Raw genomic sequence first — 6,355 nt, 5'->3', positions numbered from 1 at the left:
TGGGACCGCCTCGTGACGGAGGTGCGCGTGCGGGACGTGCCGGGCCTGCACCTCGACCTGATCCGCTCGCCCGTCTCGGCGCGCGCGCTCGGCGAGGTGCTCACGCGCGAACTCGCCGCGCTCGACGGGTGATCCCCGAAGACGTCACGCTGCTCGTCGCCGCGCTCCCGGACACCACGGACGGCGACGCGGGCGCCCTCGTGCGCCGTCTCCTCGCCGCCGAGCTCGGCCTGCCCGCCGCCGACGTTCCGCTCGCGCGGCTCCCCGGCGGGCGGCCCGTCCTGACGGGCGCGCACGCCGCGCTCGGCCTCAGCGTGACGCACACGACACGCCTCGTCGCGGTCGCCCTCGCGCGCGGCCACGACGTCGGCGTGGACGCCGAGGAGCGCGCGGAGGTGCCCGGCGCCACGAGCGTCGCGCGGCGCTTCTTCCACCCCCACGAGCACCGCGCGTTCCTCGCCCTGCCCGCCCACGAGCGCGCGGACGCCTTCACTCGCGTCTGGACGCGGCGCGAGGCGGTCCTCAAGGCGCTCGGCGTGGGCCTCGCCGCCCAGCGCGAACGCGTGGAGGTCTACGTAGACGCCCGCACGCACGACTGGCTCGTCCACGCGGACGGCACGGCCGCGGGCTGGCGGACCGTGGACCTCACCCTCGACGGGCACGTGGGCGCGCTCGCGCTGAGAGAGCGGGAGGATTCGTGACCCCGGCGGTTCGGTGCTCATGCCTCGGGCGTCGACGCGTCTCTCCACTCAGCTCTCCACTCAGCGTTCCCGTTTGAACATCAACGCCTGGATGCCTCGCGCCTGCGTCGGGTCCACGTACGTCCCGGTCAGCTCCCAGCCGTCACGGCCCACGCAGTTGAGGATCGCGCCGAGCGTCTCGCCCTGACAGCGCAGCTTCGCCGCGAAGCTCCGCAGGCTCGGGTCGGGCCCGACGACGCCGCGTGGCGTCTCCCAGGCGTACCCGGTGGTCTTGTTCACGTACAGCACGGCGTACTCGAAGGAGCGCTGCGCGCCCGCCACGGAGGGAATCAGGAGGGCGAGGGCGAGGAGGAGGTGACGCATGACGTCACCCTCCCAGACCGAGAGGCCGTCCACGTGAAGCGGGACTTGTCGTCCCTTGAGCCCCAAGCTCCTATGATGTCCACGACATGACCGGACCTCACGATCAGCCCGCCGACCCCGCCGCCGGAAGCGTCACCGCCCGTCCCTGGGGCGCGACCGCCGAAGGGGTCGAGCTCCACCTGTACGACCTCGCCGTGCCCGGCGGGATCGCCGCCACCATCAGCGACCTCGGCGGGATCGTCACGCACCTCCACGTGCCGGGCGCGGACGGCCTCGTCGGGGACGTCGTGCTCGGCCACGACGAGCCCGGCCCGTACCTCGGGCGGGCCGAGTCCCCGTACTTCGGCGCGCTCATCGGACGTTACGGCAACCGCATCCGCGCGGGGCGCTTCAACCTCGACGGGCACGAGTACACCCTCGCGACGAACAACGGCCCGAACGCCCTGCACGGCGGCCCCGGCGGCTTCGACCAGCAGGTCTGGACCGCCCGGCCCGCGGTGGGCGAGGACGGTCCCGCGCTCGAACTGCGCCTCGTGAGCCCGGACGGCGACGAGGGCTACCCCGGCACCCTCGACGTGACCGTCACGTACACCGTCACCCGCCCCACGGGAGGCGACCTCGGCGGCCTGCGTATCGAGTACGTCGCCACCACGGACGCGCCCACCGTCGTGAACCTCACGAACCACTCGTACTTCAACCTCGTCGGGGACGCGTCGCGCGACGTTCTCGGTCACGAGCTCACCCTCCACGCCGACCAGTTCACGCCCGTCGACGACACCCTCATCCCCACGGGCGAACTGCGGGACGTGACCGGCACCCCCTTCGACTTCCGCGCGGGCCGCGCCGTGGGCGACCTCATCGACGACGCGGACGTGCAGCTCGCCTACGGCGGCGGCTACGACCACAACCTCGTCCTGCGCGGCGAGGGACTGCGCGTCGTCGGGGAGGTCCACGAGCCCCGCTCGGGCCGCGTGATGGAGGTCCGCACGACCGAGCCGGGCGTGCAGTTCTACTCCGGCAACTTCCTCGACGGCAGCATTCGCGGCAAGCGCGGACGCGCGTACGGGCCGCGCTGGGCGCTGTGCCTGGAGACGCAGCACTTCCCCGACTCGCCCAACCACCCGAACTTCCCCTCCACGGTCCTGCGTCCGGGCGAGACGTACCGCTCCCGCACCGAATACGTCTTCTCCGTCAGGACCACGAAAGGTAGTTAATCCTCCATTGATGAGGAGGTGGCTCACCTTGGGCGTCCGGCACGCTGGCTAGCATCGGTGCAGTCGGACCCCTCGGAACTCCACCTCATGCTGCAACGACCTGACGCCGCCCCCACCCCCCACGACCAGCACGGCGTCCTGGGCCGCCTCGGACAGGCCGCCATCGACGCGCTCACCACGCCCGTCGCGGTCGTCCGTCCCGACGGGCGCATCGTCGCCGTGAACCGCGCGTGGACGGCCTTCAGCGAGGGCAACGGCGGTGACCCCGCCCGCACGGGCGTCGGCGTGAACTACCTCGCCGTGTGCGAGGCCGCCCCGCGCGGCAGCGAGGCCGGAGCCCTCGGGGCGGGCCTGCGCGACGTGCTCTCCGGACGGCGCGAGCAGATCCTCGTGGAGTACCCCTGTCACAGCCCCGAGGAGCGCCGCTGGTACCGCGCGCGCGTCACGCCCGTCACGGGCTCGGACGGACGTCCCGAGTACGCCGTCGTCGCGCACGAGGACGTCACCGCCGCGCGCCTCGCGGACCTGCGGCACCACCAGCTCGACGACGAGGTCGGGCAGCGCACCCAGGCCCTCCGGGAGGCGAACGACGAGCTCGACGCGTTCGCCGCGAGCGTCAGCCACGACCTGCGCGCGCCCGTCCGGCACGTGCAGGGCTTCCTGTCGCTGCTGCGCCGCCGCCTCACGGACGGGCGGCTCGACGCGAACGAGACGCGCATGCTCGACATCGTGGAGTCCGCGTCCGTCCGGCTCGGCACCATGATCGACGAGATGCTCAACCTGTCGCGTGTCTCCCGCGCTGGCCTGCGGGCCGAGCAGGTGGACGTCGCGGAGATCGTGCGCGACGTCTGGCGCAACCTGACGCCCGGACACGAAGCGCGCGACCTGCGGCTCGTCCTGCACGACACGCCCGGGGTGCGCGCCGACCCGGGCCTGCTGCGTCTCGCGCTCGAGAACCTCCTCGGGAACGCCGTGAAGTACACCGGACACGTCGAGCACGCCGAGGTGCACGTCGGCGGGACGTGCGACGACGCGGAGTGCGTCGTGTGGGTCCGCGACAACGGCGTCGGCTTCGACCCGCGCTACGCCGATCGGCTCTTCCGGCCCTTCCAGCGCCTCCACCGCGACGACGAGTTCGAGGGCGTCGGGATGGGCCTCATCAACGTCCGCCGCATCGTCGTGAAACACGGCGGCCGCGTCTGGGCCGAGAGTCAGCCCGGACGCGGCGCCACGTTCTACCTCGCGCTGCCTACTTCCTGACGACCGTCAGGTCCTGCGGGAGCGGCAGGAACTCGATCTCCTTGTGCCGCTCGGCGGTGTAGTCGAGGTCGTAGCGCGTGCGGAACAGCATCACGGGACGCCCCTGGTCGTCCTCGACGTGCCGGGCGAAGCGCGCGACGCTGCCCGCATCGCCCGCCAGCCAGCGCACCAGCGTGTACGACGTGACGTGCAGGTCGATCTCCACGCCGTACTCCTCGCGCAGGCGGTGCTGGAACACCTCGAACTGCAGCGGACCCACCGCGCCCAGCATGGGGTCGCGCGCGCCGTCCGTGGGGTAGAAGACCTGCACGACGCCCTCCTCCGCGAGCTGCTCCAGCCCCTTGTGGAACGCCTTGCGCTTCGTGACGTCCTTCATCGTGACGGACGCGAAGGTCTCCGGCGTGAAGCGCGGGAAGGCGCGCAGCTCCACCTTCGGCACGAGGCTCACCACGTCCCCGATGCGGAACACGCCCGGGTTCACGAGGCCCACGATGTCGCCCGGGAAGGCCTCGTCGACGCTCTCGCGGTCCTGCGCGAACAGCGTGTGCGCCCGCGAGAGGCGCAGCTTGCGGCCCGTGCGGGTGTGCACGACCTCCATGCCGCGCTCGAAGCGGCCCGACGCGACCCGCAGGAACGCCGTGCGGTCGCGGTGGTTCTTGCTCATGTTCGCCTGCAGCTTGAAGATGAAGCCCGTGAAGGGCGCCTCCGGCGTCACCTCGCCCGCCGTGGTCTCCAGCGGGCCCGGCGCGGGCGCCATCCGCACGAAGTCCCGCAGGAAGTGCTCCACGCCGAAGTTCGTGATGGCCGACCCGAAGTACACCGGCGTGACTTCACCGCGCAGGAACGCCTCCGGATCGAAGGGATCGAGCGCCCCCTCGATCAGCGCGACGTCCTCCTGCAGCTTCGCGTGCAGTTCCGCCCCGACGAGCTCCGCGACGCGCGCGTCCTCCACGCTCGCGACGCTCACGGGCGGACGCGTCCTGCCACGCGCCACGCGCTCGTACAGCACCACCTCACGCCGCGCGAGGTCGTAGACGCCCGCGAAGCTCGGGCCGTCCCCGATGGGCCACGTCATCGGCACCGCCCGGATCGCGAGGGTCTGCTCCACCTGCTCCAGCAGCTCGAACGGGTCCTGCGCGGGGCGGTCCATCTTGTTCACGAAGGTCAGGATCGGGATACCGCGGTTGCGGCATACCGCGAAGAGCTTCTCCGTCTGCGCCTGCACGCCACGCGCCGCGTCCAGGACCATCAGGGCGCTGTCCGCCGCGGTGAGGGTGCGGTACGTGTCCTCGCTGAAGTCCTGGTGGCCGGGCGTGTCGAGGAGGTTCACGTGACGGCCCTCGTACTCGAAGGTCAGCGCGCTCGAACTGATCGAGATGCCGCGCTGCTGCTCCATGCTCATCCAGTCGGACTTCGTGTGGCTCGTCCCGGCGCGCGCCGTGACGCTGCCCGCCTCCTGGATGGCGCCTCCGTACAGCAGGAGCTTCTCCGTGATGGTGGTCTTGCCGGCGTCCGGGTGCGAGATGATCGCGAAGGTCCGGCGGCGCGCGATCTCGTGCTGAAGCTGTTCGGGGGGCATCGTCATGGGGAACTCCGTGAGGGAAGGAGAGGCTCGGTGGGCGCACGCGAACACCCCACCCCGTGCGCGCACGGGGTGGGGCGAACCGGGGTCAGTGTGCCCGGACGGCAGGGAAGAGGACGGCGCTCGCACGCGCGATGTGGACGCTCGATCCTCGCATGCGTCCATGCTACCCGAATCCACGCCTCACATTGAAGCGACAGCACGAAATGAGGGCGCGGGCGGGTGGGCCGTCGACGTTTCGGCTGCGTACGGACCCACCGTCGTACGCTCGGGAGCGGTCCCTCGCTTTTGCCTGGTGCGTTCACGTGTCTCCACACTCATGGGCTGCCTGCGGAACGCTCCGGGGCGGCCCTCCGCTTCTCTGGGCCGTCAACGCGTCTCCACACTCATGGCTGCCTGCGTACGCTCGGGAGCGGTCCCTCGCTTTCGTCATGGGCGGTGACGCGTCTCCACACTCATGGCTGCCTGCGGAACGCTCCGGGGCGGCCCTCCGCTTCTCCAGGCCGTCAGCGCGTCTCCACACTCATGGGTGGCGTCGTACGGACCGGGGCGGCCCGGTCCTCATGCCTGGGCCGTCAGCGCGTCTCTGCACTCATTGGATGCCTGCGGAACGCTCCGGGGCGGCCCTCCGCTTCTCCGGGCCGTCAGCGCGTCTCTGCACTCATTGGATGCCCGCCGCCCGTGCCCTCCCCGAGCCGCAGGCCGAGGTCGAACATGGGCCGCAGGCCGAGCGCCGCGAGCTGGGCCGCGTGCCCGCGCTCCGCGCACAGACCCGACGGGAAGAGGAAGTCGCGCACGTGCGGCGCGAGCCGAACCGCCACGAGCGCGGCGGCGCCCTCCACGAACCCGTCGAGGATCACGGCGCGGCCCCGCGCGGCGCTCTCCAGCATCACGCCCGTCATCGCGGCGATCTCCAGCCCGCCGAGGTCCGCGAGCACGCCGAGCGCGTCGGCGGGATCGCTCGCGCCGCGCGCGAGGGCGTCCTCCACCACGCGGACCTTGTGCGCGAGACGCCCGTCGTCCACGCCCGTGCCGCGCCCCGTGACGGACTCGGCGCTCACGCCCAGCAGGCGGGCCGTGACGGCGGTGGCGGGCGTGGTGTTCGCGATGCCCATCTCGCCCGCCACGACGAGGTCCGCGCCCTCCTGCACGGCGCGCGCCGCGACGTCCGCGCCCGCGAGGATCGCGGCGAGCGTCTCCTCGCGCGTCATCGCGCTCTCCAGCCTCAGGTCGCG

General features: G+C 72.2%; 6 protein-coding genes. 3 read left to right on the top strand and 3 right to left on the bottom strand.

Features of this window, described 5'->3' with window-relative positions:
- Window positions 1–128: 128 nt before the first annotated feature.
- Complete coding sequence (locus DEIPI_RS29515; protein ID WP_052351663.1) at window positions 129–701, top strand: 4'-phosphopantetheinyl transferase family protein; 573 nt, start codon at window positions 129–131, stop codon at window positions 699–701.
- A gap of 60 nt (window positions 702–761) precedes the next feature.
- Here the strand turns inward: DEIPI_RS29515 and DEIPI_RS0107845 are convergent, their stop codons facing one another.
- Window positions 762–1,064 (bottom strand): hypothetical protein, encoded by a 303-nt coding sequence (locus DEIPI_RS0107845; RefSeq protein WP_157463540.1) that lies wholly within the window; start codon window positions 1,062–1,064, stop codon window positions 762–764.
- Window positions 1,065–1,150: 86 nt separating this feature from the next.
- On the opposite strand from DEIPI_RS0107845, the gene DEIPI_RS0107840 reads away from it, so the two are divergent.
- Window positions 1,151–2,278 (top strand): aldose epimerase family protein, encoded by a 1,128-nt coding sequence (locus tag DEIPI_RS0107840; RefSeq protein WP_027481408.1) that lies wholly within the window; start codon window positions 1,151–1,153, stop codon window positions 2,276–2,278.
- 87 nt (window positions 2,279–2,365) lie between these two features.
- Window positions 2,366–3,538: a PAS domain-containing sensor histidine kinase gene (locus tag DEIPI_RS0107835; RefSeq protein ID WP_027481407.1), complete on the top strand. Its 1,173-nt coding sequence runs from the start codon at window positions 2,366–2,368 to the stop codon at window positions 3,536–3,538.
- Here DEIPI_RS0107835 and DEIPI_RS0107830 read toward each other — a convergent pair.
- Window positions 3,528–5,123 (bottom strand): peptide chain release factor 3, encoded by a 1,596-nt coding sequence (locus DEIPI_RS0107830; RefSeq protein WP_027481406.1) that lies wholly within the window; start codon window positions 5,121–5,123, stop codon window positions 3,528–3,530. The two genes, DEIPI_RS0107835 and DEIPI_RS0107830, sit on opposite strands and share 11 nt — an antisense overlap.
- A 641-nt stretch (window positions 5,124–5,764) precedes the next feature.
- Window positions 5,765–6,355, bottom strand: a 591-nt coding sequence (locus tag DEIPI_RS29510; RefSeq protein WP_045233895.1) for a nicotinate-nucleotide--dimethylbenzimidazole phosphoribosyltransferase, incomplete at its 5' end; no start/stop codon positions are given.

Origin of the sequence: Deinococcus pimensis DSM 21231, assembly GCF_000519345.1 — a bacterium.
In the GTDB taxonomy this organism is placed as follows: domain Bacteria; phylum Deinococcota; class Deinococci; order Deinococcales; family Deinococcaceae; genus Deinococcus_A; species Deinococcus_A pimensis.
This window is presented reverse-complemented; position numbering and strand designations above follow the sequence as displayed.

Coding starts and splice junctions, on each gene's coding strand:
- DEIPI_RS0107840 (WP_027481408.1), top strand. CDS start 1,151: ATGACCGGACCTCACGATCAGCCCGCCGACCCCGCCGCCGGAAGCGTC.
- DEIPI_RS0107835 (WP_027481407.1), top strand. CDS start 2,366: ATGCTGCAACGACCTGACGCCGCCCCCACCCCCCACGACCAGCACGGC.
- DEIPI_RS0107830 (WP_027481406.1), bottom strand. CDS start 5,123: ATGACGATGCCCCCCGAACAGCTTCAGCACGAGATCGCGCGCCGCCGG.
- DEIPI_RS0107845 (WP_157463540.1), bottom strand. CDS start 1,064: ATGCGTCACCTCCTCCTCGCCCTCGCCCTCCTGATTCCCTCCGTGGCG.